The following is a 26,104-nucleotide window of genomic DNA, read 5'->3' on the forward strand; positions in this document are numbered from 1 at the left end:
GTTCATGGTAAAATAATGAGACGGACAAAAGAAAGTAGGTGATGCCTGTGTCCCTGATTATGCTAGTAAATATGGTCATCCTGTGTGTGCTTTGTGCACTCGTATTCGGCGGATACCGCGACGGCTTCCTATTAAAGCTGCTGAGCATACTGTCTTTCTTTGTATGCGGCTTTCTGGCATGGTGGGCATCCTCCTATGTCGGCGGCTTTATCCACCTGTATCCCAAGCATGCGCTCCCCTTGCAGGATACACCGCTGGAGGCTGTTCTGTATGACAACCTGAATCGCCTGCTCATTTTCGTGATTCTCTTTGTCCTGCTGCAGCTGGCGGTGCTGGTTATAAAGCCGTTTACAAAGGCGGCCAATCATGTACCGGTCGTATCCGGTATCAACCGGCTTCTGGGAGCTGCGCTGGGGGCACTGCAGGCCGTGCTGCTGATGGTGCTGGCTGCCATGGTCTGCCGTCTGCCATTCTGGAAAACCGGGAATGAGATTGCATCCGCATCTCTTTTGCGATACAGCGATGGAATGATGGATGCCCTGACCTTTTATGCCAGGGAACCGCTGCAGGAGTTATCCAGACTGACATCGGCATTGGATGAAAAACAAACGCTCAGTACAGCAGAAAAGGAGAATATCCGCAGCTGGCTGCTGGAGCAGAATATGAAGAAAGAAGACGTGGACACGCTGCTGTCTGCGCTGCAATAGAGGTAAGAATATGAAAGATATGTATGAGCCGTTGGAGCTGCATGAGGTAAAGGAGCAGGTTGCGAAACACGCGTCCTTTTCCCTGGGAAAACAGCTGATTCGACAAATGATGCCGCGCTTTGATGCCCTTTGGGTCAGGCGTGAGCTGGCAAGAGTAAAAGAGGCCTATGCCCTCGTCGTGCGATTTGGGAACATGCCGTTTGGCGGTATCCATGATACGCGGGACAGCATAGAGGCAGCCATGAAGGACATGACACTGACACCGCATGAGCTGCGCGGCATTGCGGATAGTACACGCGGTGTGGAGCAGGTTCGCAAATATATGAAAGCAAGTGATCTGGAAACACCACTGATCAAGGAGCTGTGTGATTCCTTTGCGGAGCATCAGCAGCTGGCTTCCTCGATCGATCGCTGCATTTCCTTAAATGCGGAGGTTCTGGATTCCGCAAGCCCGGCATTGAAAAGCATCCGGAAATCCATTTTGTCCTGCAATGCGGATATCAGCAGCGAGGTACAGCGGTTTCTCTCACGCAATGCAAGCAAGCTGATGGATACGATCACGACGATGCGCAACAACCGTACCTGCGTGCTTGTGAAAATCAGTGAGAAAAACAGTGTGGACGGCTTTGTTCACGGAGAGAGTGCTTCCGGTCAGACGGCCTATGTTGAGCCACGCAGTCTGCTGGTGCTCAATAACCGTCTGCAAACGCTGAAAAGTCAGGAGCAGGAGGAAATCACACGCATCCTGTTTGAATTAAGTCAGCAGGTCAAGTCGGTTGGTCATGAGCTGCTGTCCAATCTGGAAACCTTCGCTCTGCTGGACAGTATCTTTGCCCGCGGGCTATGGACGAAGGAAATGGACGGCTGCATTGCCGAGCTGAATACAAAGGATGACCATCTGTATCTGAAGACAGCCAGACATCCGCTGATCGATCCGCAGAAGGTTGTCGCAAATACATACGAAATCCGCTCACCGCATCACAGCCTTCTGATTACCGGAAGCAATACCGGAGGAAAGACGGTGACACTGAAAACCATCGGTCTGTTTGTCGCCCTGACGATGAGCGGTCTGCCGCTGAGTGCGGAGCAGGCCGTCGTACCGCTGTTTGACGCCCTGTATGTGGATATCGGTGACGATCAGTCCATTCAGGAATCCCTGTCCACCTTTTCATCCCATATATCCAAAATGGCGGATATTTGTGATCATGCGACGGCACGCTCTCTCGTCCTTCTGGATGAGCTTGGAAGCGGGACGGACCCGAAGGAGGGGGAACCGCTGGCGGTTGCTGTACTGGATCATCTGCGTGCCATCGGTGCCATGGTGATTGCCACAACCCATTACTCCGCATTGAAAACCTATGGTGCGGATAATGAGGACATCCTGTTGTCCAGTGTGGAATTCGATATGGAAAAAATGCTGCCGACCTACCGGTATATCGAGGGAATCAGCGGACAGTCCAATGCATTTGAAATCGCCCGCCGTTATGGCTTGAAGGAAAGCATCATTCGATTTGCGAGGGAACGCAAGGAAGCGGACCGCAGCAAGGCGGACATCGCGATGGAAAAGCTGGAACAATCCCTGATGGAAAATTACGAGCTGAAGGAAAAGCTGGCTGCCAGACTAAAGGATGTCAGGCAGCTGCAGGCAGATCTGGAGCAGGAGAAAAAACAGCTGGCGCAGCGGCGGGAGGAAATTCTGGAAACGGTCAGAGAGGATGCCAGAAGACAGCTGGAGTCCTCTCTGGAGGAAGCACAGGATATCATTGATGAGCTGAAGCATATGCACAGTGAAGCCAAGCCGCATGAAATCAGTGACCGCAAGGCCAGATTAAAGCAGCTGTCTTCGATGGACGATGCGGAAACAGACGATACACCGCAAAGGCTGCCTTCCTATCAGGTGGGGGATTATGTAAAAATCAGCAAGCTGAGCTATTATGGAGAAATCATTTCCATGAATAAGGATAAGGTTTGCGTGCTGGCAAACGGTATGAAAATGAATACAACGCTGCAGGAAATCGAGCCGGCTGTAAAGCAGGTTCAGAAAACAAAGAAAAAAGGCTTTGCCAAAGCAAGCGTGCGCTCCTTCTCCATGGAATGCAACGTCATCGGTATGCGGGTGGCGGAAGCCCTGCCGATCATCGACAAATATCTGGATAATGCCGTGCTGGCAAAGGCGAACAATGTCCGCATCATTCACGGTATGGGAACCGGAGCCCTGCGCAAGGGGGTTCATGACTTCCTGAAACGCAATCCGCGTGTGGAGAGCTTTCGCATGGGGGGACAGGGAGAAGGCGGTCTGGGAGCGACCGTTGTCGTTTTAAAGCAGAAGGGAAGCGGTAAGTAATGGCAAATATGGCAAAAATAGAGGATAAGCTGAAAATCCTTCCTGCTCTGCCTGGCTGCTATTTAATGAAAAACAAGGATGGGGATATCATCTATGTCGGAAAAGCCAAAAAGCTGAAAAACCGTGTCCGGCAGTATTTTGTCGGTGCCCATGATTTTAAAACAACCCGCCTTGTCAGTAATATCGACGATTTTGAATATATCGTAACGTCCAGTGAAAAAGAGGCACTGCTGCTGGAAATCAATCTGATCAAAAAGCATACGCCGCCGTACAACATCATGTTTATGGATGATAAATCCTATCCGTACCTGAAGCTTACAAAGGAAAATGCCCCGGTATTAAAGGTGGTGCGCAATACGAAGGATCGTAAGGCCCATTACTTCGGACCGTTTCCGGATTCCGGGGCGGCCTGGGAAACGGCAAAGTTGCTGAACCGCATCTATCCGCTGCGAAAATGCCGGCGGATGCCGAAAAAGGAATGCCTGTACTATCACATGGGGCAATGTCTGGCACCCTGCATCAGGGACATTGATGAGCGTGTGTATGCGGACATGGTCAGCGGCATTCAGAAATTCATGCGGGGAGATGTCCGGGATATGCTGGATACCCTGCATCGGGAAATGGAACAGGCAAGCGAGGAGCTGCTGTTTGAAAAGGCACAAGAAAAGCTGAGCCTGATTCATGCGATTGAGCATGTGACGGCAAAGCAGCAGATTGACTTTAAGGATCGCAAGGACCGGGATGTGTTCGGCTATTATGTTGATAAGGGCTATATATCCATTCAGGGCTTTTTCCTGCGCGGAGGTAAGCTGCTGGAGCGTACGCTTTCCATTGAGCCGCTGTATGAGAATGAAGCGGATGCCTTTGTATCCTTTATTCTGCAGTATTATGCGAATAATCCGCTGCCGCAGGAAATTCTAATACCAAAGGAATATGATATTACGCATCTGGAGGAAATTCTGGACACGAAGATATTGCAGCCGCTTCGCGGAGATAAGCTGAAGCTGGTGGACATGGTGCTTGCCAATGCCAAAAATGCGCATGAACAGAAGTTCGAGCTGGTAGAGCGCAAGGAAAGCCGGCGCTATGAGGGGATGGAGCAGCTTTGCAATCTTCTGCAGAAGGAGATTCATCGTATTGAGCTGTTTGATAACTCGCATATCTCCGGTACGCATAATGTCAGTGGTATGGTGGTATATCGGGACGGCGAGCCCAGCAAGAAGGATTATCGAACCTTCCGTCTGGGCGAATACATAAGTGACCTTGACTCTATGAAGGAGGTCATCTATCGGCGGTACTTCCGGTTGCTGAAGGAGGGGGCGCGCTTTCCCGACCTGCTGATTGTCGATGGAGGTTATCTTCAAATCGAGGCAGCCAGAGAGATTATTGAGGCACTGGACATTCCCCTGACGATCTGCGGACTGGTGAAGGATGATAATCACAGGACAAGCAATCTGATGGATGTAAATGGAAATATTTTACCGGTGAAGCGTGACAGCTCTCTGTTTTTCCTGCTCACCCAGATGCAGGATGAGGTGCACCGCTTCGCCATCTCCTATCATCGCAAGCTGAGGGGAAAAGCCATGACGAAGTCCATTCTGGACGAGGTGGAAGGCATCGGAGAAGTTCGTAAAAAGGAAATCTGGAAGCATTTTAAATCCCTGAAACGCCTGAAAGAGGCCACGATTGAGGAAATACGTCAGGTGGTTCCCGAGAAAGTAGCACAAAATATCTACAATATCCTGCATAATACAGACCAAAAATCGGAAGATGCATAAGATAAAGGTAGGTAGGAACGTTAGGGGGTAAGTGCTACGCAAAAAATACTGACGCAACGTGAAAAAGAGGTTTTTGAATTACTGATTGCCAATTACAGCACCAAGGAAATAGCGAAACTGATGAACATATCCGATAAAACGGTTAGAAACCATATATCCAATGTTATGTTGAAGCTTGGAGTAAAAGGAAGAGCCCAGGCGGTCGTGGAGCTGCTGAAATTGGAGGAATTAACGCTTGAATAGGCAGGACGTGAAAACGTTCTGCTTTTCTTCTGCAATACTGCCTGGTATAGCGAACAGGTGAGAGCATACAGGATGCAATGCTCCAATGCAAGGGTATGAAGCAGCAGTATGGGAACGTAAATCAATCCGTGTATGAATGCGAACAAAGGAAAAGCTCCTGTCGGACATGTGTCTTCCTATAGGGAAAGAACAGCTTCTGAAAATTTCCAAATATTGTAAAAAACTATAGTTTTTTGGATTCTTTTGCCGTAAGGATTGATTCTGCCATACAGATGGTGTAGAATGACGTAAGACGATGACTCACCGGACAGTCATGCTGTTTACTGACTGCGGGTGACAAAGAAAAATGGAATAGGAAGGAAATACGCATATGAATTATTTTTATACTTATGTGGAGGATGAGCAGGAGGTGTCCAGCCTGCAGCAAATACAAACGGAAATGCAAAGGAAAAACGCGGCCGTCTGCTTTTTTGATTATGGCAGTACAGCGCAGTGGGAACAGCTGCAAGCCGTATGGAAGCAATCGGATATCCTGTACATTCAGGATATTGCACACCTTGCCAGTGAGGTACAGGAGCTGAAGCACAGACTGAGCACTCTGCAAAAAAGCGGCGTTTGTGTCAGGCTGTGCGATGAGCGCAGTGTCGATCTGGAACAGATGCTACAGCTGATTGACTTTGTGACAGGAACGATTCGCAAGCGCAACTATGCCCTGCAGCTGGAGGGCATTCAAAAGGCACTGGAGAAGAAAAGGAACGGGGAAGGCAGCTACGGCAGACCGAAAATGGTATTACCCCAGGATTTTGAAGAAAATATACGGAAGATCATGCGTAAGGAAATGAAGCATGAGGACTATCAGAAGCAGCTGGGCTTTAAGCGCTCCACCTATTTCAAGATGGTGAAGGAGCTTCGGGACGGCTGGAAAGCACAGGACGAGGAGAATGAAACCGCAACGCTGACCCAAGAGTGAGTATCTTGCTCTTTTTTTTGTTTTGAAAGTCGTGTATAATAAAGAACGAGGTGAGCCTATGCTACTGAAACGAAGTGTGTTTGTCATCCTGCTGATCGCACTGTTCAGCGGATGCTTTTATATCATGAACCAGCATTATGATGAACTGGCCAGATATCCGCATGAGCTGAGTGAGGAGGAACGAAAGCTGGTGCTGTCTCATCTCAGCACCGAGCAGATCAATTATCTGGTATCACAAAAGATAGAACCGAAGCAGTTTCTGCCATTTATCGAAATCAAGGACTTTGAGCTGAATAATACACTCTGGTATGATGTGGCATATCAGACACAGAAGCCGTCGCATACGGAGAGTGACCAGGAGGTTAAGGAATACATCGTGAGCTTTATCAACCGCTACCGTGCGCGTATGGAGTATCAGGAGCTGCATGACCTGCTGATGAACTATACCTATAATGTCCTGACTCGCTTTTTTGATGAGGGGGATCCGAATATTGAAAACGCTCATCTGATTGCGAAGCCCAATGATCCGTATCTGGTGCTGGGTGGTAAAAATACGCTGTATACCTATGAACCGAAGGATCTGGTATCCATCAATGATCTTCCCCACGCCTCCCTTGTTCCGCAGGCCAATGACATCACAATCAAGAAAGAGGTCGTTAAGCCGCTGAAGGAGCTGATGGCGGCTGCAGGGGAAGTCAACCAGAAGGAAAACGGGGATATGAAGGTGATAGCCGGCTATATTTCCTATGAGGATCAGATGAAGCTGTTTGAAAAAGCAAAGCTCGTTTATGGGGAGGAAGTGCTGCAGCATTGGGATTATCCGGGACAGAGTGAATTTCAGCTCGGCTATACGGTACGCCTGCTGCCAAACGGCCTGACGACGGAATTTGATGAGAAAAAGGAAAGCGACAAGGATAAAGATGCAGGAAAGAAGGAGGAAGCGAAGAGCTCGGATAAAAAGGAAAAGAAAAATCCGAGTGAGGAGGAGCGCGATCAGGAAATCTGGCTGAAGGACAACGCCTATAAATTCGGCTTCATTATCCGCTATCCTAAGCAGAAGGAGGATGCGACAGGAAAACGCTATCAGCCCTACACCCTGCGCTATGTCGGTAAGGAAATCGCGAAAAAGCTGCATGATGAGGGCTATGTACTGGATGAAGTGAATATCAGTGATTTGAAGGAGTAAGAACAGGTCGGACCTGTTCTTTTTTCTGTTCCTGCCACATACATTGAACTAGAGGTGAACAACGTATGAAGAAAACCTTCAAGAAACAGATGGCCGTGGTATTCGGGGCCATCGCCATGATCGGATATCTGTCGGTACGCTTTTTCCCGGCACAGGAACAAAGTGCATCCCCGGTGATTTCCACAAAGGATGAAACAAAGCATATGCAGATTTATATGATGGACAGCGATAAGACACTGGTTCCGTTATCCATACCGGTCAGTGAGGAGATGAGCGAGGAGGATAAGCTGGCACTCATGTTTTCCTATATGAGCGGGAAGCAGGAAATCAAGGGCTTTGCGCCATTGTTTACAAAGGAGTGCACCCTGCAGTCCTCTTCTATCAAAAACGGCATTGTATCCCTGTATTTTGATGATTCTCTGAAAAACTATGATAAGGAGAATGAGCTGCGTATTCTGGAGGCAATCACATGGGGAGCTACGCAGTTTCATGATATCGAGCAGGTAAAGCTCTATCTGAATGATAAACAGCTGACCAGTATGCCGAATGCACAGACACCGATTCCGGAAATCCTCAACCGCAGTATCGGTATCAATCATTTCGAAACCTCAACAACCACATTGCATGACTCTGCCTCCTTGACGGTATTCTATACAAAAAAGGTACAGGGGAATGAATACATGGTTCCCAAAAGTAAGCGGGTTGCACAGAGTCAGGGGGATGCCTTGAAGGCGAGTGTTGAAAACATTCTTTCCGATATCAGTGTCTCCAGTGCGCTTGATCAGCCGCTGTATGCCGATGATATCAAGGTCAGCAGCTTTGATGTTTATGACGGCTCCCTGATTGTGAATCTGAATAAGAATATCCTTGCCAGCAACCGCACGGTGAAGCAGAATGTGTACAATGCCCTGGTGCTATCTCTGGCTGCACTGCCCGGCATTGAAAAGGTCGAGGTACGCGTGGACGGGGTCACGATTTCACCGAAGGATCAGAAGGAGGATATGGTATCGGTGTATGCTTTGACGTATAATGAGGTACAGTTCTAGCGTATTTAAAAAAAACACTTCTAAATGTCTGCATTTTTTGGTATGATAATAGCGGTGGTAAAAATGAAGATAGTAGTAGTCAGTGACAGTCACGGCCGTGATGATGCGCTGGAATATGTTCTGCAGCAGCATGGGGATGCCTATGCATATATTCACTGCGGAGATATCGATGCGGATCCGGGGGCATTTCCCCGTTTTGTGACGGTTGGCGGTAACAATGATATATTTTATGATTATCCGGATGAGCAGATTTTGAGTATCGGGACTCATCGTATCTTTATTGTACATTCCCATCAGTTTATGTATTCACGCAGAAGCCAGCAGCTGGCGGATGCCGCAAAGGAGCGCAGCTGTGATATTGTCTGTTATGGACATACGCATATCGCGGCGGATGAAACAGTGGATGGTATCCGTTTGATCAATCCCGGATCGCTGTGGCGAAGCAGGGATGGCAGAGGTCCTAGCTATGCGCTGTTAAACATAGATGGTGACACAGTGGATGTACAATTTGAATTTCTGCCGCAAAAGCAGAAGAAAAGCAAGTTTTTCTGGTAGGACAAACCGTACATGATGCGGTTTTTCTTGCGTTATCAGGGTTTCAAATCACAAGGGTGATTGAAATAGATGGAAGATACACAAAGTAAAGAAAGGTGTTAGAGATTATGGAAAGAAAAATAGGAACGGTATCCAGAGGTGTGCGCTGTCCGATTATCCGTGAAGGAGATGATCTGGCTGCCATCGTTTCACAAAGCGTATTGTCAGCTGCAGAAGCGGAGGGCTTTGAACTGCGTGACCGTGATGTTATTGCGGTAACGGAGTCCATCGTTGCCAGAGCACAGGGAAATTATGCGTCAGTGGATGCAATTGCCGCTGATGTTAAGGAAAAGCTGGGAGGAGAAACCATTGGTGTTATGTTCCCGATCCTGAGCCGTAACCGGTTTGCAATCTGTCTGAAGGGAATTGCAAAGGGGGCGAAAAAGGTCGTTCTGATGCTGAGCTACCCAAGCGATGAGGTCGGAAACGAGCTGGTATCCATCGATAAGCTGGATGAAGCCGGAATCAATCCGTACAGCGATGTCCTGAGTCTGGAAACATATCGGAAGCTCTTTGGTGAAAACCGTCATGAATTTACCGGAATTGACTATGTGAGCTACTATGGTGATCTGATCCGATCCTGCGGTGCCGAGGTGGAAATCATTTTCGCCAACCATCCAAAGGAAATTCTTAAGTATACAAAAAATGTTCTAACCTGTGATATTCACACAAGAGCTAGAACAAAACGCATCCTGAAAGCAAACGGGGCCGAGCGTGTCTGCGGCCTGGATGATATTATGACGGCATCCGTTGACGGGTCCGGATACAATGAAGCCTTTGGTCTTTTGGGATCCAACAAATCTACAGAGGACATGGTGAAGCTGTTTCCGAGAAACTGCCAGCCGCTGGTACAGGATATTCAGAAGCAGATACTGCAGGCGTGCGGGAAGCATGTGGAGGTTATGGTGTACGGTGACGGTGCCTTTAAGGATCCTGTCGGGAAAATCTGGGAGCTTGCGGACCCTTGTGTTTCTCCTGCATACACCCCAGGTCTGGAGGGGACTCCGAATGAACTGAAGCTGAAATATCTGGCAGACAATGATTTTGCACAGCTGAAGGGTGAGGAGCTGCAGAAGGCAATCGAGGCGAAAATCCGTGAAAAGGAAGACAACCTGGTCGGAAACATGGCTTCTCAGGGAACAACTCCAAGACGTTTGACAGACTTGATCGGCTCTCTCTGTGATCTGACGAGCGGTTCCGGAGACAAGGGAACACCGATCGTACTCGTTCAGGGATATTTCGATAATTTCACAAACTAAAGGTTGAACAGCTGATACACAAAGCACCATTGCGCGGCAATGGTGTTTTGCTGTACACGCATTAAGGATGATAATCGAAGCAGCTGCCTGTGCTGATGACTTTATCAGAAGGGGACGTTTACGATAGATGTCATCAGCATCGTGAAGAAAATCTGAAAGGGACAGGATAGGCGTATAAAAGTCCGCAATTGTTCTGAACATCGCAATAAACACAGACTTTCTAAAAAGAAACGGCGCAAGGTGGTATGCATGATACGTGCGGATGCGTGAAGGAAGCTCTTCTTTATAATGAAATATCATAGCTTTGTACAGCTAGGAAACAGGTACATGATTGAATATTGTATGGGAATGCTCAGCAGGCAGGGGTCTGCTGTTTTTAATTTATGATTAGAAAACAGTCGTTTCAGTCTGCAATTTGTAGTTGACCTCATAATCCTGTAAGGCATCAATAAAGGAATAAGCGCGGTTCTATTTCTGACAGGCCTGCATACCATAGGATAGAGGTGATGCTATGTCGTTTTTATCGTTTCAGGAGTTTCTCACGTATTTTTCAAAGGATATGACCATGCTTGCTCATAGCGGACAGCTGGAAGGGTATCTGAAGCAGTATGTGGATTTCTGCAGTAAGCATCATATCCAGCCCAATCTGCTTGAATTGCACAGGGAGTATGCGAACATGCATGTCTGAGTGTCGAAGCCTGCCGGTTTTTATCGGTTTGCGTATGGCGAATATCGACAGATTCATAACATAGCCAGGTGTATACTGTGCCATGAAGGAGGGATGTTTGTATGGAGAGCTATGTAGAGGTCAGTATGCTGCATAACACCGCAACCATTCTGCTGTCATTTTTAATGGCATCCTATGCCTGTGTACAACCGCTGCCGATACGGAAAATGCTGGTTTATGCACTTGCTCTCAGCATACCGGGCTGTCTGCTGTTCTTTCCCGGCTCCTGGCTGTTTCTGGTGCTGGAGGAAGTCGTCTTTTTTTTCTGGCAGTTTCGTTTCTGTGCCAAAAGCTGGATGATGATGCAGGGGATCCGCATACTCTGGTACATGACATCCTTTGCGTTTTATCAGGGTGGTTTTCATAACTTTCTCTGGTTCGTCCCCCTTCATGCAGCTGTGTACTGGCTGTGGCTGGTCTATGTACTTTTGTTTGTGCTGCTGCATGTAAAATGGAAGGATATGCTGGCACGCATGAATTACCTGTACCGACTACAGATTGAGCTTGCGGATACGACGCTGCATTTGAAGGGATGGCTAGACAGTGGAAATCTGCTGAGCTATGAAGGAATACCGGTCCTGTTTATTTCTTCCTCCTATGAGACATATTTTAAGAAACAGGACATAGAATTGGTAGTAATGAATACCGTTGACGATACCTCTGTCATACGCTGCTATGCATGCTTGGCGGCGATAGAGGGATGCCATAAGCACAGGGTGCTGGTCTGCTGCAGAAACCATGTAAGCCTTCCGCTGAACTGCGAAGTATTGCTGAACATGAATATGATGACACTGGGGTGATGATGATGAAAAAACTGCTGCAACTCATTCGCTTTTTATTTATTAAACAGGATGTCATGGAGGTCTATTACATCCAGGGAAATGATGTACTTCCCAAGCCGCTGGACAAGGAAGAGGAGCTGGCTGCACTGATTGCTCTGGAAAACGGAGATGAGGAGGCCCGCAACACACTGATTGAACATAATCTTCGCCTTGTCGTATACATCGCAAAGCGCTATGAAACTAATCCGATTTTTATGGAGGATCTGATCAGTATCGGAAGCATCGGGCTGATCAAGGCGGTCAATACCTTTAAACGGGATAAGAATATCAAGCTGGTGACCTATGCGTCACGCTGTATTGAAAATGAAATCCTGATGTTTCTGCGCAAGAAAAGCCGCCGCAAGGTGGAGGTCAGCTTTGATGAACCACTCAATATCGATTATGACGGAAATGAGCTTCTGCTCTCGGATATTCTGGGAACCGATGATGATGTCGTGACCAAGGAGTTTGAAAAAAAGGAAAACAAGCGGGAGCTGCTGGAGGCGATGTCGACGCTGAAGGAGCGGGAACGCCAGATATTGCAGATGCGCTACGGCATTCAGCATGAAGAGCTGACCCAGAAGGATATCGCCAAGCGTCTGGGAATCTCCCAGTCCTATATATCCCGTTTGGAAAAGCGCATTATCGCCAAGCTGAAGGTACAGATGAAGAACTCACAGTAAAACAACGGCTCAACTGCAGCAACGGATTATGAAATTTGAAAAATACGAGGAACCATGCACTGAAAAAAACCTTATAAGCAGTCGGACAGACGTTTGATCCGGCTGTTTTTATCTTACTATTGTCAAGACTGTTTTCCTTCCAATTACTTACAGGAAAAGCTGCCTGCTTTTACGCATAACAAAGAAACGGCTCGGGCACACTGCTAGTACAGACACTAGGAGGCAAAGAGCATATGAGTCGTTATAAAGTAGAAATCAGCGGTATCAATACCGCACAGTTAAAGGTCTTGACAAATGCAGAAATGAAGGAGCTGTTTGTGAAGCTCCAGCAGGGCGATGAAAGTGCCAAGGAAACACTGATCAATGGAAATCTGAAGCTGGTGCTGTCCATTGTGCAGCGCTTTTCCAATCGCTGTGAAAATATGGATGATCTGTTTCAGGTTGGCTGCATCGGGCTTGTGAAGTCCATCGACAATTTTGATCTGAAGCATGAAGTGCGCTTTTCCACCTATGCGGTACCGATGATCATGGGTGAAATCAAACGCTATCTGCGCGATAATCAGGTAATCCGGGTATCCCGCCATTTAAAGGATCTGGCGTATCGGGCCTTCAAGCTGAAGGAGGAGTATGTACATAAGCATCAAAAGGAACCAAGTGTTTCCTGGCTTGCCCAGCAGCTTGAGGTTAAGGAAAAGGATATCGTGGATGCCCTGGATTCCACACAGAGTGTGCTTTCCATCTTTGAACCGGTATACAATTCGGACGGAGATGAGCTGTTTTTGCTGGATCAGATCAAGGATGACAAGGATGAAATCGAGCATCTGAACAATTTGATGGCGTTAAAGCGCAGTCTGACACGCTTAAAGGGGAAGGAGCTGGATATCATACAGAAACGCTATTATCAGGATATGACGCAGACAGAGATTGCCGGAGAGCTGGGCATCTCGCAGGCACAGGTGTCACGTCTGGAAAAAAACGCCATTGCAGTTTTGAAAAAAGAATTTGATTCCTAGGCAACACCTGCGGGTGAAGGGCATATACTGAAACAGGTGATAGAATTGAAATATACGGATATTTGCGGAAGACAGGTCATCAATGTGATGGATGGCAGTATGATCGGACTCGTCAATGATGTGGAATTTGATCCATGCACGTATGTGATTCATTCCATATTTGTCCATCCCACGCAGTCCTTTGTGAAAAAGCTGTTTCCCTGGTTCTTCCCGTGTGATGAAATCGAGATTCCCACGCAGGAAATCGAAAATATCGCGGGTGATGTTATTCTTGTGAAATTTCGATGCTGAAGTTTTTTTTACAAAAAGGAGGGCTTTTGAAACAGTTTGCGGCACTTGTATAAATTTCATGAAAAATCCCTTTTTATAAAGGGATTTTTGTGCTAGAATATACATAATGTATAGGAGGGACGCGTAAATGAGCATCAGTCAGAAATTCAAAGAATTTATAGCGCCAATGGATGAAGATGACGTTTTAGAAGTAGAACAGGAAGAGGATACTCCTTCTATTTCCGAATATGAAAGACCGAAATCAAAAGTAAATCACTTGCCAACCGATACGAAAATGGTTCTGTTTGAGCCTCGTTCCTTTGATGAGTCCGAAGAAATCGCAAAACGCCTGAAGGAAAACAAGGCGGCTGTTGTCAATCTGCACAAGCTGCAGCGTGACTATGCACAGCGTACCATTGATTTTTTAACCGGTGTAATCTTCGCTCTGGATGGAAGCATTCAGAAAATCGGGCATAATGTGATTCTGTGTACGCCGCGCAGCGTGGCGGTACATGGGGAAATCAGCCTTGACGCAAGCGAGGAAGACTAACCATTGTCTGTCGCAATAGAGCATTATCGGGGTAACGAGGAATTCGTCCGGCGCCTGCAGGATCAGATTGATCGCATGGAACGCTGGAACCGGGTTGTTGTTACACCCTTTTTTTCGCCTGATCAGATACAGATAGCCGAACGCTTTTGCGGACATCGGATTTTGTATCGCAAAGATGGCGGCTATGCGCAGGCCGAACGCTGCCGGCTTGCCTTTCTGCCCTGGGAGGAAGAGGTACAGATTCCTGTGCTTCATCTAAAGGCGAAGATTTCTTACAGCTTTGGAAAGCTGGCACACCGTGATGTGCTCGGGGCGTTGATGAATCTGGGGATTGAGCGGGATAAAACCGGGGATCTTATCGTTGAACAGGATGCGGTGCATATGTTTGTGGATCCGGATATCGGCAATTATCTGATTGCCAATCTGACGCAAATCAAACGCTGTGCCGTCCATCTGGAGCCGAGTGAGGAGTCTGTCAGCTATGAACCGGATATTGCCTACAAATCACTGATAGTATCCTCTCTTCGACTTGATACGCTGGTCGCTGCGCTCGCCAGACTCAGCAGGGCAAAGGCTGCAGATCTCATACGGAGCAAACAGGTAAAAGTTGATCATGTAATACTTGAACAAACGTCCTATTTGTGCGATAATACTTGTGTTATTTCCATTCGCGGACATGGAAGATTCCAGCTGAAAGAGGTTGTGAAGGAAACAAAAAAGGGAAATCTTGTCATTGAGGTTGGCATGTATCAGTGAATAGGAGAGGGATTATGGACAGATACGCATTTGATACAATGAAAAATGGATATAATCGCTATCAGGTGGAGGATTACATTCAGACACAGAAGCTGCAGATGGAAAGCCTTCAGAAAAAACTGGAAAAAGCCAACTTACTGAAAGAAGAACTAACCAGAGAATATCAGGAGCTGGAAACACGCTACCGGGATGTCAGTGAGAATCTCGAGGTCAAGGAAAAAGCTGCGGACGAAATGACACGCATGGCGATGAAGGAAGCAAATATGATCGTCGATACGGCACACCGCAATGCCGATGCCATTGTAAAGGAATCCTTAATGATGGCGCGTGGAATTTTGATGGAGGTGGCCCGCCTTGGAGATGAGGCGAACGATCTGAAGGGCAGTATGCGTAAGGAGCTGCAGAAAATCACGCAGGCACTGGATGATTTTGAAGCCCCTGAAATACCGGATCTTGATTTATTGAAAAAAGAAATATAAATGCTGAGATAAAGACATGCTTCTATATGTGGACTTGAAGAGAGCTGACGGTTGGTGAGAGTCGGCAGGAAGGATATAGAAGATATCACTTTGGAGCAGATTTCCTGAAAGCAGTAGGGAAATACGATACGCTTGTCGTTATAAGCTGAGGGCACATGAGCTTCATGTGAACTAAGGTGGTACCGCGTTACAAGACGTCCTTAGATAGAAGGCGTCTTTTTTTCATAAAAGGAGGAAATGATATGGAATACAAGGATACACTGTTAATGCCGAAGACAAGGTTTGAAATGCGTGGGAAATTACCGACAAAGGAGCCAAACTTTCAGAAACGCTGGAAGGAAAGCGAAATCTATGAAAAAATGCTGGAGAACCGTGAGGGCTGTGAAGCGTTTGTTTTGCATGACGGGCCACCGTATGCGAACGGGGATATCCATCTGGGACATGCCCTGAATAAGATTTTGAAGGATGTCATTGTCCGTAACCGCTATATGGCCGGTTACAAGGTGCCGTATGTGCCGGGCTGGGATACGCATGGCTTGCCGATTGAAACTGCAATTCAGAAGCTGGGACATAACCGCAAGGAGATGGAATTATCCGATTTCCGCAAGCTGTGCTATGACTATGCGCTGGAACAGGTGGACCGTCAGAAAAAGGGATTTTTATCACTGGGTGTTGTCGGCGATTACGATCATCCGTATATCACACTGACCAAGGATTTTGAAGCACATCAGATTGAAATTTTTGCCTCCATGGCGATGGACGGTCTGATTTATAAGGGATTGAAGCCGGTTTACTGGAGTCCTTCCAGTGAAACCGCACTGGCGGAAGCGGAAATTGAATACAAGGATATCAAAAGCCCGACGATTTTCGTGAAATTTGCGGTGAAGGATGGCAAGGGTGTTCTGGACAGCGATACTTCCTTTGTCATCTGGACAACGACACCATGGACCATTCCTGCCAATCTGGGAATCTGTCTGAATAAGGACTACACCTATGCGCTTGTGGAAAGCGAAAAGGGCAAGCTGATCGTTCTGGAAGAGCTGGTGGATGCGTTGTGGGAGAAGTTTGGTCTGGAAACAAAGAAGAAGCTGGCAACCTATAAGGGAAGCGAGCTGGAAATGATCACCTGTCAGCATCCGCTGTATGATCGCGAATCCCTGGTAATTCTGGGGGATCATGTAACGGCAGATGCAGGTACCGGCTGTGTACATACGGCACCGGGCTTTGGTGCCGATGACTTCTTCATCGGACAGAAATACGGTCTGCCTGCGTATTGCAATGTGGATGAGCACGGCTGCATGATGGAGGATGCCGGTGACTGGCTGAAGGGACAGTATGTCGATGATGCCAACAAGACGGTAACACAGAGACTGGATGCAATGGGCGCATTGTTAAAGCTGGAGTTCATTACGCACTCCTATCCGCATGACTGGAGAACAAAGAAGCCGATTATCTTCCGTGCAACAACGCAGTGGTTTGCGTCCATTGATAAGATTCGTGAAAAGCTGCTGACAGAGATTGCGAATGTTGACTGGATTCCGAAGTGGGGACAGCAGCGTATGCACAATATGATTGCTGATCGCGGTGACTGGTGTATTTCCCGGCAGCGTGCATGGGGTGTTCCGATTCCGATTTTCTATGCGGAGGATGATACGCCGATTATGGATGAGGCTGTATTTGCCCATGTGGCAGAGCTGTTCCGTGAGCATGGCAGCAATATCTGGTTTGAAAAGGAAGCGAAGGAGCTGTTGCCGCAGGGCTATACACATACAGGCTCCCCAAATGGAGAATTCCGCAAGGAAACCGATACGATGGATGTATGGTTTGACTCCGGAAGCTCTCATACCGGAGCCATGATGGAACGCGGACTGGGCTATCCTGCCGATCTGTATTTCGAGGGCAGCGATCAGTATCGCGGATGGTTCAATTCCTCCTTGATCATCGGTACAGCTGTGCATGGACACTCTCCTTACAAGCAGGTACTGAGCCACGGCTTCGTTATGGATGGCAAGGGTGTGAAAATGAGCAAATCACAGTGGAATGCGGTAGCACCGGGAGAAATCACGAAGAAATACGGTGCGGATATCCTGCGTCTGTGGGCGACAAGTGTCGATTATCAAGCGGACTGCAGTATGTCGGATGAGATTTTAAAGCAGATCAGCGAGCAGTACCGCAAGGTGCGCAATACGTTCCGCTTCATGCTTGCCAATGTCAATCCGGAAGAGGATTTCACAAAAGAGGATCTTGTGGATATCAACGAGCTGCCGGAGCTGGACAAATATATTCTGGTCCTGTTGAATGAAGTGAATGAAAAAGCAATGAAGGCATATAAGGAATACCGTTTTGCGGATATCACCAATATGCTGAGCAATCTGATGACGAACGAGCTGTCTGCCTATTACATGGATTATACGAAGGATATCCTGTATATTGAGAAAAAGGATGCGCCTAGACGTCGTCAGGTACAGACGGTGCTGTGGCATGCGGTCAACACGCTGGTTCGCCTGTGGGCACCCATCCTCGTGCACACCTGTGAGGAGGTCAACGACTTCTTCCATACCGAAGCAGAAAGTATCCATCTGGGAAGCTTTGCACAGGCACTGGATGTACAGGGTGCTGATACAATCAAAGCGGATATGGAACGCATGATGGCAATTCGCCAGGATATTTTCAAGGCCCTGGAGGAAGCACGTGCGGAAAAGGTGATTGGTAAGTCTCTGGAAGCACATGTGATGATCAATGTGAGCGATGAAGACCGTGCACTGATTGAGAAGCTGTGCGGAAATCATTTCAACCAGTGGCTGATCGTTTCCAAGGTCAGCTTCTCCGTGGATGAATTGAAGCAGTATGAAGTGTGTCAGGTAGAAGTTGAGAAGTGTGAAGGCAAGGTTTGTCCAAGATGCTGGAATATTACGGATTCCCATGCGGAGGATGGCTTGTGTGAGCGCTGTGCAGAGGTGCTGGAGCAGAAGTAAGCGGCAATTGCAAATCATGCGTGGTTGCCGGACTTAAGGTATAAATGCGCCTGGATAAATCAAAGATTGCTATCTGCTGTAAGGCAAAGGAGTGCCGGATAAACGTATGGATGTCCGCACTTCTTTTTCATTCGTATGCAAACTACGTATCCGGGTGGTAAAAAGATAACACTGCCGGAATTGAATTTGTGTGCTTCACAAAACAGGATAGCAAACGTGCTGCTTTTCCGTATGCATTTTCATTTTTCGAATTGGACTTTCATCAGAGGATACTCCATCGCTCATGAATTATGAGGATATTCTTTATTGAGAAAGCTGCATGATATCATCAGGCGATGTAAGGATGAATACAACTTTTATCTGTTTTGGGTAGAACATAATATTTTTCTGGCAATGCCATTGGAAATAAAGTACAATGGATTTAAAAGGAATGATGCTATGATACGTAAAAAACGAATGTTTACTACGGTAGAGGAATGGAGCAGCGCATATGACAGCTATTACGGAGTGATCCGGCAGATCAATCAGAAGCTCCACGAAATCTCTCTTACAAAAGGTAAGGCGTTTGAAACATGGCTTCAGGATTATAAAAAGTATTCCAAGCAAATGCGTCAAATGTATCAGAAGGAAACGGATTTCATACAGGAATATTTACAATATTACATCGATCATCCATCCCGCTGGCAAAAGGAGGAGGCTGCTTCCCTACTGACGTACCTGTTTATCAACTGTATGCGTCTGGAGGACACGCATATGATTTACGCAGCTGCGCTTTCTCTGCTTGAGTATTACTCATCAAGGCAAAACAGAGTAGCTGAGATGAAATGCTATTATATTCTTGCAATCTGTCTGCACGATCTGGATGTTTTCCATTTTCATAAAGAAATTCTTCAGTACTGTGAAATGGTGATTGTACGGTATGAAGAGCTTTATGTTACCTTAAGTGATATGGAAAAGAGTTATGGGTTGAGCATCTATGACCTTCTGAGCGTATGCCGTTATGAAATGCTTCATGCGGATGAGCAGTTTTCGTCATTTCTCAAAGAGGTTATCCTGCAGGAGCAGGAGCATGCCATTGCGATGGTGGAACGGTTTATGCGTGAGGCAGATATGACGAAGCCGTATAATGCTGTATTGCCACTGATTCGTTCCAATATGCTGTCCAGCTTTTCTGATCTGGCAATAAAGCTGCAGAAGAAAGCTTATACCTCGGATATTGCGGATTACATGTATGAAAAAAGTAAGAGGCTTTGCGGCTCTTATACAGCTAAGGGTACGCCGGAGGAAATACATGAAAGAATCAGCTATTTGATGTCAATTCGTGTCCATGAGCAGTTGCCGGAGGATATGCTGTTTGCGGTAATGAAACAGGAAATGGAACGACTCCCTTCCAGCATCACAGGGAAGAATTTTAATTATGATAATTCTTTAATAGAGGTATGGATCTGTATCCTGAACAGTCTGCGGACACTGATACAGGAAGGGCATGAGGAATATCGTGCTTTCTTTGAAGAACAGCTGGATCGCTTTGCTCAAGTGCTGGCCTCCATTCCCTTTGGCAAAAAGCTGGAGCATATCGCAGATACAGCAATATATGATTTTGTCTGTTCCCAGTTATCCTATTTCCATGATGATGAAAAGGTGCTGGCTTATGTTTTGCGGCTGCTTGTTTTCCGGCAGGTACAGACAGGAATTCACTCCCTTATGGTCAGCGATGCAGCCAGTCTGATAACGCAAGCCATGTTGCGAAGCCGGGCGGACTTGCTGATCGGACAGCTGAATTGCATGAGCGAGGAGGAGGTACAGCATAAAGCTGCACAATTTCTGGAATATATTCGTATCGGTGCTTTGCTTCATGATATTGGAAAGGTGTGCTGCAGCAGTGTTGTGAATATGCAGTACCGCCGATTAAGTGCTGTTGAGTATAAAACCATTCAGTTTCATCCGCAAAGCAGTGCGGAAATTCTATTGCGGATACCGCAGCTGGCCTGCTTTTATGATATGGCAGTCGGACATCATAAGAGTTATGACGGAAAGTCCGGATATCCAAAGGATTTTCATATAGAAGCTTCGCCGCAGAAGATATTTATTGATATGATAGCAATTTGTGATTCACTAGATGCTGCCACGGACAGCTATGGCAGAAATTATGCAAAGGCAAAGAAGTTTGAAACGGTGGTTCGAGAGCTTCGCAGCAGAGCGGGAACACAGTATTCCGGAGTCATCGTAGATTTGATTTGTGAGGATGAAGCCTTAAGAAGCCAGCTGAAGGATTTGCTGGAAAACCGCAGAGATGAAGCTTGCAGAAAGACATTCTGGATTTTAAATGCAGATATAAAGGATATTGCTGCTGCAATTAGGAAGACTTCATGCTGGCGAAACGGTTAATAAAAAAGGAGAGCTTTATGAAGATTACATCACTGACCAATGCAAAGGTAAAACAATGGGCAAAATATAAGGAAAAGAAATATCGTGAAAAGGATCAGCGATTTCTGGTAGAAGGGGAACATCTGATTGAAGAAGCTGCGAGAGCCGGCTTGGTCGAGGCTGTACTTGTGGAGATTGGAAAAGCACATGCATTTGTGGAATATCCGGTGTATGAGGTCACGAAGGACATTCTGCGGAAGCTGGAAAGCAGTGTATCCGGTACCTGGATTATGGCCGTATGCCATATGCCGCAATACCATGATGCAGAATTTGGTAAACGGGTTATCGTACTGGATGATGTGCAGGATCCGGGGAATGTCGGAACCATCATTCGAACTGCCGTATCCTTTGGATATGATGCAGTCCTGTTGTCTGCACACAGCTGTGATGTATACAATGAAAAGGTGATACGTTCCACACAGGGAGCCTTGTTTCACATTCCGGTGATTCGAGGTGATGTGCAGGCTATGCTGATGAGTTTGAAGCAGAAGGGTACCAGAATTCTTGCGACTTCTCTGCACAATGCCTCGGCACTTCGTGAAATTGCAGTGCCTGATGCATTTGCACTTGTGTTTGGCAATGAAGGAAAGGGTGTCAGCGAGGAGGTTCTGCGGTTGGCGGATACTCATGTGTTTATCGAGATGCATACCTTTGAATCCCTGAATGTTGCTGTTGCGGCAGGAATCTGCATGTATGCGTTTAAAAAATGAGGAACGCAGCTAAAATAATCGTTTTGGAATCGTAAGAGGTGTATGGCGATTATCACATCAGTATCACACGAAGTTTTAGTTTGAATGCTTATAGCTGAAAAATAATATAAAAATATGACAAAAAAAACTTTCCCTGTTTTTTCTATGTTATAATATAAACGTTAAGATTTTGGCAATGCAGAAGGGCTTTTGTGGAAATTTGGCTGACTTTTCATACCTTAAATGTCTATGAACCTGAACTATTATGGAATGGGGAATTAGCATAATTCACAGGTGAGAATGGAGTTTTCTGCATATCCTGCATAGAGAACAGCTGATTATGAAAATTACCTGTTTCATAAAGTATAACTTGTGAAGCATTGCCTGCTGAAAAAAGGAGAAGAGAAAAATGAATGTTAAGAAATTGAAGAAGAACAAGAAGGGATTTACGCTGGTTGAGATCATCGTGGTTCTGGTAATCATCGGTATCCTGATGGCGCTGGCAGTACCGGCTGTTATGAAGTATATCAATGAGGCAGCAGATACGAAGGTGCAGTCTCAGGTAAGAGCAGGTTATGTTGCAGCTCAGTCTTATGCCACAAGCCAGATTGGTGAAAATCCAGGTATTTCTAATGATGATTTGACAACAAAAGTTAATAATGTTGATGCCATTAATGGTGAATTAGGTCTTTCTAAAACCGGTGATGACGGCGATGCTAAATATCCGGAAGGTGCTGTTAAGTCGATTACATGCACGCTGACAGAAAAGAAGATAGATAAGTGTGAGATTCAAGTTGAAGGATCTGATGATACGTACACAGCAACGCAAACAGAAATTAAGAAAAACCAATAGATTTGATTAAATATAAAGCCTCTTCCAAGAGGCTTTATATTTACACTTTTAATTAAAGAAGGATGGTGAGTAAATGGACTCTTTACTATTACTGCTATATCTATATGCATTCCTTATTGGAATTTGTATCACTAGTTTTTTGAACGTGGTAATATGGAGACTTCCTCAGGGCTTATCCTTTGTAAAGGGGAGATCCTTCTGTCCTTCATGTCATCATCAGCTGCAGTGGTATGATTTATTCCCGGTGTTCAGCTATCTGTTTCTGAAAGGGAAATGCCGATACTGTGGTAATAAGATTTCAGCACGTGAAACTGTACTGGAGTTTCTTGGAGGCTGTATCGGGATGTTTTGCTTTTATACCTATGGGTTTTCCTGGGATACTGTTCTTGTGTTTGCAGTATTCATGATTCTTTTCACAATCACCATGATTGATTTTGATACTATGACAATACCAAATGGTTTAATTATATCTTTAATTGTTCCTGTTGGCATTTTCACAGTATTGCATCCGGAAACAGCGTTAATGACAAGAGCTATCGGCTTTTTCATTGTCAGTCTTCCGATGTATCTGTTGACGCTTCTGATTCCGGACTGCTTTGGCGGCGGGGATATCAAGCTGATTGCTGTAGCCGGCTTTCTGCTGGGATGGAAGCTGACACTCCTTGCGTTTTTTATCTCCGTACTGATAGGAGGAAGCTATGCAGTATATCTGCTTTTGTCAAGAAAAACACAAAAGGGAGCGCATATTGCCTTTGGACCGTATCTGTGTGCAGGGATTATGATATCATTACTTTATGGTGAAACTCTGATACAGAGGTATCTATCGTTATTTGGATTATAAAACAGGCTTGGAGGGAATACAGATATGGCGGTTTATAAATATACGGCGAAAGATATAAATGCCAAAAGGATAACCGGAAAAATGGAAGTGAACAGCAGGAGTGAGCTTGCTGCTTTTCTGCGTTCCAGGGATCAGTATCTGATTGACTGTAAGGATGTGACAAACACACAGCAGAATACATATAAACTGACTCTGAAGGAGCTGTCTGATTTCTCTCGACAGCTGGGAGCGATGATTGGCTCCGGTGTCAGTCTGATACGTGCAATGTCTATTCTTGTACAACGAGAAAGCAAACCGAAAATCAAAAGTATTTATACGGATATGTACCGTAAGCTGCAGCAGGGACAGACACTGTCAATGGCTATGGAATCTGAAGGAAAGGCGTTTCCGGAGCTTATGATCAATATGTATCGAACCGGAGAAAGCAGCGGACAGATGGAAAAGGTTGCTATGACGATGGCTTTGCAGTATGAGAAGGATGATCATATCAAGCGAAAGATACGCAATGCCATGATTTATCCGATTATTCTGTTATGTGTAACCGTTTTTGTTATCATTGTTGTATTTACTTGGATTATTCCAAGCTTCTCGAGTGTGTTTGAAGGAATGGAGCTTCCGTTGATTACGAAAATTGTAAATGGTCTTTCGCAGATTATGATACATTATTGGTACTGGCTTCTGATTGGCATCTTATGTATATTTGCGTTCATCACAACGCTGCTTCGCATAGAGAAGGTTCGGTATCGGTTTGATAAACTGAAGCTGAATGTTCCGAAAATCGGTAAGCTGCTGTGTATCATTTATACAGCGCGCTTTGCCAGAAATATGTGCTCGCTTTATACAAGTGGTATTTCCATCATCAACGGTATGCAGATCATACGCAATACGATCGGGAATAAGTATATAGAATCTCAGTTTGACGGAGTCGTGAATATGGTGAGAAACGGAACCTCACTGTCACAGAGCATACAGAAAATTGACGGCTTTGATCCAAAGCTCGCAAGCTCCATTTACATTGGAGAAGAAAGCGGACGTCTGGAAACAATGCTGACATCTCTGGCAGATGATTTTGATTATGAATCCGAGGCTGCATCTCAGCGTATGGTCACACTATTGGAGCCGGTAATGATTATAATTCTGGCATTGATCGTATTGTGTGTCATGCTGGCGGTATTGCTGCCAATCTATCAGATGTATCAAAATCCAACGAGTCTAAAGTAAAGGGAGAAGCTTATGGCAAAAGAATATGTATTATTTATATCATCACATGCCGTACAGATGATTTACGGGTCATGTGATAAAAAAGATATGGTAAAGGTAGAAGCCTTTCATGAATATCCTCTGGAAGAAGGCGCAATGATCAATGGTGTGATTACCGATGACTCCTCCATCCTTGACATTTTGAAGGAGCTGCAGGAAAACGGCTTAAAGGAAGCCCGGCTTGTAATCGACAGCGGGCAGATTCTTGTGAAAAACATACGGGTTCCCCAGCTTTCAAAAAAGGAGCTGCTGAAGGTCGCAAAGGATGAATTAGCTGATATTGATGGCAGCTATGAGGATCTGATTTACGATTACAGTGTATTGCAGTCATCGTTTGAAGAGGAAGAGAAAAAGGGCGGAGAGATTTTATGCTGTGCTGTTGAAAGAAAATTGCTTACCAGCTATATTGAACTGTTTGATGCCACAGGTATCAGGCTGAAAAGTGTTGATATCTCCATTAATGCCTTGCATAAGCTAACGCAGGAGCTGGCAGATTTGAATGGAAAAACCTATATTGTATCGGTTCTGGACGGTAATAATGTATCCTCTTATCTGTTTGAGAAAAACCACTATACCTTTTCTAACAGAACAAGGCTGTTCTCAGAGCGGGGAACGCAGGCTTTTATTTCTGAAATGAACAGTAATATATCCCAGCTGATCCAGTTCAGCAAATCCAAGCAGAGTCCGTACCCTATTGAGAGAGCATATTTCTGCGGTCTGGATGATGCGGAGGAGCTGATGGTTTTTGAAAGTATACGTAGCAATCTGAATTTGCAGGCGGAACAATTTCCGGATTCCAAGATTGTCTATGTAACCGGGGATCACTATAAGGATTTCCATTTGCATGATTATGTGTTCCCCGTAGGGTGTCTGATCAGAAAGTGAGGTGCAGGAGATGTTTCAAAATGGATTGAAAAATAAAGATATTGATTTACTGAAGGTCTATAAACAGAAAAAAGAAGCCTCTCCATATGTCGGCACCTTGAAATATTTGGTGTTTCCCATCAGTGCAGCTGTTATCTTGATATCCTGGTTTGGTATTGTGACCTATCAGAACCATGCATTGGACTCTGATATTGCAGCAGCAAAAGCAGAATTGAAGCAGGTGCAGAAGCAGATTGCAGAGGATCCCAATTTAGAGAAATACCAGTCCTTGCAAAAGGCGATGAATGATGTAGAAAAGTATAAGACGCTGCATAAGGACATTCAGTCTTATCCGCAGCTGAGTCAGAATACATTCGATCAGATATTGATTGCTTCCGATGTGAATACTTCCATTGTATCATTATCTTATCAAAGAGAAACACAGGTGGTGACATTACAGGTGGAATCGCTTACAGCGGAGGATACGGAGCAGTTTGTCAGAAGACTGAAAAAGAGCAAGACCTTTGAAACCGTTGATTATGCAGGATATGCGCAAACAGAGAAGACAACAAAGACTGCGGAAGCAAATGAAAAAGCTGCAGAAAATGTAAAAGATAATACAGAAAAGAATACGGATACAAAAACAGATACAGAATCCGCAGCACAGCAGCTGCTGGATTTATTGAATAAGACAAATGAAACGAATACACAGGCGGATAAGCAGACAACGACAGTATATTCGGCTACGGTCCTTTGTAAACTGAAGTAG

At 45.8% G+C, this 26,104-nt stretch carries 25 protein-coding genes and 1 other annotated feature; all 25 genes read left to right on the forward strand.

Annotated elements, in window-relative coordinates; translation table 11 throughout:
- Positions 1 to 47: 47 nt before the first annotated feature.
- The 25 genes from G4D54_09040 to G4D54_09160 all read left to right on the forward strand — a co-directional run bounded on the left by G4D54_09040 (position 48) and on the right by G4D54_09160 (position 26,104).
- Positions 48 to 707, forward strand: a complete 660-nt coding sequence (locus G4D54_09040) for a CvpA family protein (GenBank protein QJA02559.1) — start codon at positions 48 to 50, stop codon at positions 705 to 707.
- 10 nt (positions 708 to 717) lie between these two features.
- Positions 718 to 3,051 (forward strand): endonuclease MutS2, encoded by a 2,334-nt coding sequence (locus tag G4D54_09045; protein QJA02560.1) that lies wholly within the window; start codon positions 718 to 720, stop codon positions 3,049 to 3,051.
- A complete protein-coding gene (gene uvrC, locus G4D54_09050; GenBank protein ID QJA02561.1) occupies positions 3,051 to 4,829 on the forward strand; it encodes an excinuclease ABC subunit UvrC in 1,779 nt (592 codons plus the stop codon). The genes G4D54_09045 and uvrC overlap by 1 nt, the downstream gene beginning before the upstream one ends.
- A 48-nt stretch (positions 4,830 to 4,877) precedes the next feature.
- Positions 4,878 to 5,072, forward strand: coding sequence for a helix-turn-helix transcriptional regulator (locus G4D54_09055; protein QJA05181.1), 195 nt, complete (start codon positions 4,878 to 4,880; stop codon positions 5,070 to 5,072).
- A gap of 370 nt (positions 5,073 to 5,442) precedes the next feature.
- Positions 5,443 to 6,042: a resolvase gene (locus G4D54_09060; protein QJA02562.1), complete on the forward strand. Its 600-nt coding sequence runs from the start codon at positions 5,443 to 5,445 to the stop codon at positions 6,040 to 6,042.
- A 58-nt stretch (positions 6,043 to 6,100) separates the two neighbouring features.
- Positions 6,101 to 7,228 carry a M15 family metallopeptidase gene (locus tag G4D54_09065; GenBank protein ID QJA02563.1) on the forward strand — a complete coding sequence of 376 codons (1,128 nt, stop codon included), beginning with the start codon at positions 6,101 to 6,103 and terminating at the stop codon, positions 7,226 to 7,228.
- A gap of 65 nt (positions 7,229 to 7,293) precedes the next feature.
- Entirely contained in the window at positions 7,294 to 8,274 is a 981-nt protein-coding gene (locus G4D54_09070) for a GerMN domain-containing protein (protein QJA02564.1), read from the forward strand.
- Positions 8,275 to 8,337: 63 nt separating this feature from the next.
- Positions 8,338 to 8,829, forward strand: coding sequence for a metallophosphoesterase (locus tag G4D54_09075; GenBank protein QJA02565.1), 492 nt, complete (start codon positions 8,338 to 8,340; stop codon positions 8,827 to 8,829).
- A gap of 107 nt (positions 8,830 to 8,936) precedes the next feature.
- A complete protein-coding gene (locus tag G4D54_09080) occupies positions 8,937 to 10,127 on the forward strand; it encodes a F420-0--gamma-glutamyl ligase (protein ID QJA02566.1) in 1,191 nt (396 codons plus the stop codon).
- Positions 10,128 to 10,638: 511 nt separating this feature from the next.
- Complete coding sequence (locus tag G4D54_09085) at positions 10,639 to 10,815, forward strand: hypothetical protein (GenBank protein QJA02567.1); 177 nt, start codon at positions 10,639 to 10,641, stop codon at positions 10,813 to 10,815.
- Positions 10,816 to 10,916: 101 nt separating this feature from the next.
- Complete coding sequence (locus G4D54_09090; protein ID QJA02568.1) at positions 10,917 to 11,654, forward strand: hypothetical protein; 738 nt, start codon at positions 10,917 to 10,919, stop codon at positions 11,652 to 11,654.
- 5 nt (positions 11,655 to 11,659) lie between these two features.
- Complete coding sequence (locus G4D54_09095) at positions 11,660 to 12,358, forward strand: sigma-70 family RNA polymerase sigma factor (GenBank protein ID QJA02569.1); 699 nt, start codon at positions 11,660 to 11,662, stop codon at positions 12,356 to 12,358.
- 233 nt (positions 12,359 to 12,591) lie between these two features.
- Positions 12,592 to 13,371, forward strand: coding sequence for a SigB/SigF/SigG family RNA polymerase sigma factor (locus G4D54_09100; GenBank protein QJA02570.1), 780 nt, complete (start codon positions 12,592 to 12,594; stop codon positions 13,369 to 13,371).
- A gap of 45 nt (positions 13,372 to 13,416) precedes the next feature.
- Entirely contained in the window at positions 13,417 to 13,662 is a 246-nt protein-coding gene (locus tag G4D54_09105) for a sporulation protein (protein QJA02571.1), read from the forward strand.
- Positions 13,663 to 13,789: 127 nt separating this feature from the next.
- Positions 13,790 to 14,191, forward strand: coding sequence for a cell division protein SepF (gene sepF / locus G4D54_09110; GenBank protein QJA02572.1), 402 nt, complete (start codon positions 13,790 to 13,792; stop codon positions 14,189 to 14,191).
- 3 nt (positions 14,192 to 14,194) lie between these two features.
- Complete coding sequence (locus G4D54_09115; GenBank protein QJA02573.1) at positions 14,195 to 14,947, forward strand: hypothetical protein; 753 nt, start codon at positions 14,195 to 14,197, stop codon at positions 14,945 to 14,947.
- 14 nt (positions 14,948 to 14,961) lie between these two features.
- Positions 14,962 to 15,426 carry a cell division protein DivIVA gene (locus tag G4D54_09120; GenBank protein ID QJA02574.1) on the forward strand — a complete coding sequence of 155 codons (465 nt, stop codon included), beginning with the start codon at positions 14,962 to 14,964 and terminating at the stop codon, positions 15,424 to 15,426.
- Positions 15,423 to 15,631: a binding site (T-box leader), on the forward strand. It overlaps the preceding gene by 4 nt.
- 37 nt (positions 15,632 to 15,668) lie before the next feature.
- Positions 15,669 to 18,401, forward strand: a complete 2,733-nt coding sequence (gene ileS, locus G4D54_09125; protein QJA02575.1) for an isoleucine--tRNA ligase — start codon at positions 15,669 to 15,671, stop codon at positions 18,399 to 18,401.
- A 306-nt stretch (positions 18,402 to 18,707) separates the two neighbouring features.
- Positions 18,708 to 20,789 (forward strand): HD domain-containing protein, encoded by a 2,082-nt coding sequence (locus G4D54_09130; protein QJA02576.1) that lies wholly within the window; start codon positions 18,708 to 18,710, stop codon positions 20,787 to 20,789.
- A 17-nt stretch (positions 20,790 to 20,806) separates the two neighbouring features.
- Complete coding sequence (locus G4D54_09135) at positions 20,807 to 21,538, forward strand: RNA methyltransferase (protein QJA02577.1); 732 nt, start codon at positions 20,807 to 20,809, stop codon at positions 21,536 to 21,538.
- Between the two features lie 388 nt (positions 21,539 to 21,926).
- Complete coding sequence (locus G4D54_09140; protein ID QJA02578.1) at positions 21,927 to 22,370, forward strand: prepilin-type N-terminal cleavage/methylation domain-containing protein; 444 nt, start codon at positions 21,927 to 21,929, stop codon at positions 22,368 to 22,370.
- Positions 22,371 to 22,443: 73 nt separating this feature from the next.
- Positions 22,444 to 23,211: a prepilin peptidase gene (locus tag G4D54_09145; protein QJA02579.1), complete on the forward strand. Its 768-nt coding sequence runs from the start codon at positions 22,444 to 22,446 to the stop codon at positions 23,209 to 23,211.
- A 24-nt stretch (positions 23,212 to 23,235) separates the two neighbouring features.
- Positions 23,236 to 24,432 carry a type II secretion system F family protein gene (locus tag G4D54_09150; protein QJA02580.1) on the forward strand — a complete coding sequence of 399 codons (1,197 nt, stop codon included), beginning with the start codon at positions 23,236 to 23,238 and terminating at the stop codon, positions 24,430 to 24,432.
- Positions 24,433 to 24,444: 12 nt separating this feature from the next.
- Positions 24,445 to 25,356 carry a pilus assembly protein PilM gene (locus G4D54_09155; GenBank protein QJA02581.1) on the forward strand — a complete coding sequence of 304 codons (912 nt, stop codon included), beginning with the start codon at positions 24,445 to 24,447 and terminating at the stop codon, positions 25,354 to 25,356.
- Between the two features lie 10 nt (positions 25,357 to 25,366).
- Positions 25,367 to 26,104 carry a hypothetical protein gene (locus G4D54_09160; protein ID QJA02582.1) on the forward strand — a complete coding sequence of 246 codons (738 nt, stop codon included), beginning with the start codon at positions 25,367 to 25,369 and terminating at the stop codon, positions 26,102 to 26,104.

It is taken from the genome of [Clostridium] innocuum, assembly GCA_012317185.1.
GTDB classification, from domain to species: Bacteria; Bacillota_I; Bacilli_A; order Erysipelotrichales; family Erysipelotrichaceae; genus Clostridium_AQ; species Clostridium_AQ innocuum.

Bases quoted from the DNA above. Each gene is read 5' to 3' on its own strand.
- G4D54_09145 (QJA02579.1), top strand. From the start codon at position 22,444: ATGGACTCTTTACTATTACTGCTATATCTATATGCATTCCTTATTGGA.
- G4D54_09095 (QJA02569.1), top strand. From the start codon at position 11,660: ATGAAAAAACTGCTGCAACTCATTCGCTTTTTATTTATTAAACAGGAT.
- G4D54_09085 (QJA02567.1), top strand. From the start codon at position 10,639: ATGTCGTTTTTATCGTTTCAGGAGTTTCTCACGTATTTTTCAAAGGAT.
- G4D54_09160 (QJA02582.1), top strand. From the start codon at position 25,367: ATGTTTCAAAATGGATTGAAAAATAAAGATATTGATTTACTGAAGGTC.
- ileS (QJA02575.1), top strand. From the start codon at position 15,669: ATGGAATACAAGGATACACTGTTAATGCCGAAGACAAGGTTTGAAATG.
- G4D54_09075 (QJA02565.1), top strand. From the start codon at position 8,338: ATGAAGATAGTAGTAGTCAGTGACAGTCACGGCCGTGATGATGCGCTG.
- G4D54_09140 (QJA02578.1), top strand. From the start codon at position 21,927: ATGAATGTTAAGAAATTGAAGAAGAACAAGAAGGGATTTACGCTGGTT.
- G4D54_09045 (QJA02560.1), top strand. From the start codon at position 718: ATGAAAGATATGTATGAGCCGTTGGAGCTGCATGAGGTAAAGGAGCAG.
- G4D54_09060 (QJA02562.1), top strand. From the start codon at position 5,443: ATGAATTATTTTTATACTTATGTGGAGGATGAGCAGGAGGTGTCCAGC.
- G4D54_09080 (QJA02566.1), top strand. From the start codon at position 8,937: ATGGAAAGAAAAATAGGAACGGTATCCAGAGGTGTGCGCTGTCCGATT.
- uvrC (QJA02561.1), top strand. From the start codon at position 3,051: ATGGCAAATATGGCAAAAATAGAGGATAAGCTGAAAATCCTTCCTGCT.
- G4D54_09065 (QJA02563.1), top strand. From the start codon at position 6,101: ATGCTACTGAAACGAAGTGTGTTTGTCATCCTGCTGATCGCACTGTTC.
- G4D54_09155 (QJA02581.1), top strand. From the start codon at position 24,445: ATGGCAAAAGAATATGTATTATTTATATCATCACATGCCGTACAGATG.
- G4D54_09120 (QJA02574.1), top strand. From the start codon at position 14,962: ATGGACAGATACGCATTTGATACAATGAAAAATGGATATAATCGCTAT.
- G4D54_09090 (QJA02568.1), top strand. From the start codon at position 10,917: ATGGAGAGCTATGTAGAGGTCAGTATGCTGCATAACACCGCAACCATT.
- sepF (QJA02572.1), top strand. From the start codon at position 13,790: ATGAGCATCAGTCAGAAATTCAAAGAATTTATAGCGCCAATGGATGAA.
- G4D54_09070 (QJA02564.1), top strand. From the start codon at position 7,294: ATGAAGAAAACCTTCAAGAAACAGATGGCCGTGGTATTCGGGGCCATC.
- G4D54_09135 (QJA02577.1), top strand. From the start codon at position 20,807: ATGAAGATTACATCACTGACCAATGCAAAGGTAAAACAATGGGCAAAA.
- G4D54_09150 (QJA02580.1), top strand. From the start codon at position 23,236: ATGGCGGTTTATAAATATACGGCGAAAGATATAAATGCCAAAAGGATA.
- G4D54_09100 (QJA02570.1), top strand. From the start codon at position 12,592: ATGAGTCGTTATAAAGTAGAAATCAGCGGTATCAATACCGCACAGTTA.